This is a genomic window from Variovorax sp. 20P10.2.4 (assembly GCF_058244205.1).
The window spans coordinates 1-1,898 of the sequence record NZ_JBZAYE010000984.1 but is presented as its reverse complement, the minus strand read 5'-3'; the positions used below and the strand labels follow the sequence as shown (position 1 = coordinate 1,898).

Here is a 1,898-nt window from a genome sequence, read left to right as displayed (position 1 = left end):
TTCATGCCCAGCGGCACGGCGATGCGCTCGCGCACCAGCTGGTCCCAGGGCTGGCCATAGCGGTCCGACAGCAGCTGCCCGACCAGCGCGATGCCCAGGCTGCCGTAGCGCGGCGCGCACGGCGGCGACTGCGTGAGCTCGAGCGAGGAGAGCGCCACCATCAGGTGCGCACGCGTGGGCTTCGCGAAGGGATTGGAATCGGGCCCGGGCGGACGCGCCGGCAGCGCGGGCAGGTTCGGCAGGCAGGCGGTGTGCGTGATGAGCTGGCGCAGCGTGATCGTGGCCACGGGCGGCGACAGCGTGGCCTTGTCGGCGAGCAGCCGGCCCAGCGTGTCGTCGAGCGAGAAGTCGCCGCGCTCCACGGCCTGTGCGAGCAGCAGGCCGGTGAAGACCTTGCTGATCGAGCCGATCTCGAACACCGGCTGCGCCTCGCCGGGCGCCATCGCCTTCGCCTTGCCGACGTGCCCAGGCCTATTGCGCTGGATCGCGTAGCGCGCCGTGCCGTCGCGCCAGGTGCCCGCGACGATGGTGCCGGGACGGTCGCCGAGGACCCGGGCGGCGAGCGATGCGGGCGGACTGTCGAAGCCGGTGGGTTCGGCATGGCCGGCCAGCGGCAGCAGCAGCGCCGACAGCGCGAGGAGGGAGGCGGGAAGATATCGCATGGCGCGCATCTTCGAAGCGCGCGGGCGCCGCGGCAACGCACGGCGTCGTCCGCCGCGTCACCGCCGTAACGCGCGTAACGACGGCCCGTGGCTCAGCGCTTGTCGGCGGGCAGCACGTTGCGCGGGTCCTGCCGCAGCACCAGGTCCCAGAGTTGCTGACCGGTCGGCGCGCGCGATTCCTCGCAGACATGCGCGACCAGCCCGGCGGCGCGCCCGACCAGCGCCAGGCCGCGGCCCAGCAGCGGGTCGAGGCCCATGTCGGCGAGCACCGCGCCGTTGGCGCCTGCCGCGTTGAGCGGCAGGTAGCGGCCATGGTCCTCGCGCAGCACCTCGACCAGCGCGAGCGCGAGCCGCCAGTGGCGCCCGAAGTAGCCGTTGGCCTTCGACACGGCCATGAGCGTCGGCACGCGCGGATCGCCGTCGACGTGGATCGGATGCCCGATGCCCGGGATGCTGCGCTTCGCCTGCCGGCGCTCGCGCACCAGCGTGGCCGCGCGTTCGCGCAGCTCGGCATCGCTCGCGTCGTCGGTGAGGCCCGCGGCAGCCGCGAGCAGCATCTCGCTGACGTTCTGCACCGTGCCGAGGAAGTTCGAGCCCGCGCCCAGCAGGCCCGCGGCCACCGCGCCCTGCAGCGACTCGGGCGCGCCGAGCCAGGTCATGCGCGCGGCGATCGCGCTCGGCGTGAGGCCGTGGTCGGCCGCGGTCACCAGCAGCATGTTGACCATCGCCTTCTCGCGCGGCTCGGGCAGCCGCGCCATCGCGAGCAGCCACAGCATCTCGACGAAGTCGAGCTTGCCGATGATCTCGGTGGCGAGGTTCAGGCCGCGCACGTGGATCGCGTCGGGGGTCGTGTAGCCGATCTCGGTGGTGATCGTCATCGTCGGCCCCTCAGCCTGCCAGGCCCACGGTGATGCCGCCGCAGACGTAGAGCACCTGGCCCGTCATGAACGAGGCCATCGGGTGCATGAAGGCGTCGACCGCGTGCGCCACCTCGGCGGGCTCGCCGAAGCGCTGCACCGGGATGCCCTCGGCGATGCGCCGCGTGCGCGGGCTGTCGGCGGGATTCGCGGCCTTGAAGGCCTCGGTGGCGATCGGACCCGGCGCCACCGCGTTGACCGTGATGCCCTGCGCCGCGAGCTCGAGCGCCCAGGTGCGCGTGAGCGCGTTGAGCGCGCCCTTGGCGGCCGAGTAGCCGCTGCGCAGCTCCTTGCCGAGCGCGGCGCGGCTCGTGATGTT

General features: G+C 73.3%; 3 protein-coding genes. All 3 read right to left on the bottom strand.

Features of this window, described 5'->3' with window-relative positions:
- Positions 1-662 (bottom strand): serine hydrolase domain-containing protein (locus AC27VN_RS40220; protein ID WP_490880323.1); only part of this gene is annotated, 662 nt, incomplete at its 3' end.
- Positions 663-754: 92 nt separating this feature from the next.
- Positions 755-1,540 carry a citryl-CoA lyase gene (locus AC27VN_RS40215; RefSeq protein ID WP_490880322.1) on the bottom strand — a complete coding sequence of 262 codons (786 nt, stop codon included), beginning with the start codon at positions 1,538-1,540 and terminating at the stop codon, positions 755-757.
- 10 nt (positions 1,541-1,550) lie between these two features.
- Positions 1,551-1,898: SDR family oxidoreductase (locus tag AC27VN_RS40210; protein WP_490880321.1), on the bottom strand; the 348-nt coding region annotated here is incomplete at its 5' end.